The 757-nt window shown below is 47.6% G+C and carries 1 protein-coding gene; it reads left to right on the top strand.

Annotation, left to right across the window (positions count from 1 at the left end; all coding sequences use genetic code 11):
- Window positions 1-57: 57 nt before the first annotated feature.
- A partial coding sequence (locus OGX94_RS00010; RefSeq protein ID WP_001326386.1) for an IS110-like element IS4321 family transposase occupies window positions 58-757 on the top strand: 700 nt, incomplete at its 3' end.

The following is a 757-nucleotide window of genomic DNA, read 5'->3' on the forward strand; positions in this document are numbered from 1 at the left end:
GTCACTCCCTCCTTCCCGGTACTATGCTGAGGACAGGCTTTCATTCGGAGAACTATCATGGAAAACATTGCGCTCATTGGTATCGATCTGGGTAAAAACTCTTTCCATATTCATTGCCAGGATCGTCGCGGGAAGGCTGTTTACCGTAAAAAATTTACCCGGCCAAAGTTGATCGAATTTTTGGCGACATGCCCCGCTACAACCATCGCAATGGAAGCCTGTGGCGGTTCTCACTTTATGGCACGCAAGTTGGAAGAGTTGGGGCATTCCCCAAAGCTGATATCACCACAATTTGTCCGCCCGTTCGTTAAAAGCAATAAAAACGACTTTGTCGACGCCGAAGCTATTTGTGAAGCTGCATCGCGTCCGTCTATGCGTTTTGTGCAGCCCAGAACGGAATCTCAGCAGGCAATGCGGGCTCTGCATCGTGTCCGTGAATCCCTGGTTCAGGATAAGGTAAAAACAACCAATCAAATGCATGCTTTTCTGCTGGAATTTGGCATTAGCGTTCCCCGAGGAGCTGCCGTTATTAGCCGACTGAGTACCATTCTTGAGGATAATAGTTTGCCTCTTTACCTCAGCCAGTTATTGCTGAAATTACAACAGCATTATCACTATCTTGTTGAGCAGATTAAAGATTTGGAATCCCAGTTGAAACGAAAGTTGGACGAAGATGAGGTTGGACAGCGCTTGCTGAGCATTCCCTGCGTCGGAACACTGACAGCCAGTACTATTTCAACTGAGATTGGCGACGGGA

Source organism: Citrobacter sp. Cpo037 (assembly GCF_030332945.1).
Taxonomy (GTDB): Bacteria; Pseudomonadota; Gammaproteobacteria; order Enterobacterales; family Enterobacteriaceae; genus Citrobacter; species Citrobacter portucalensis.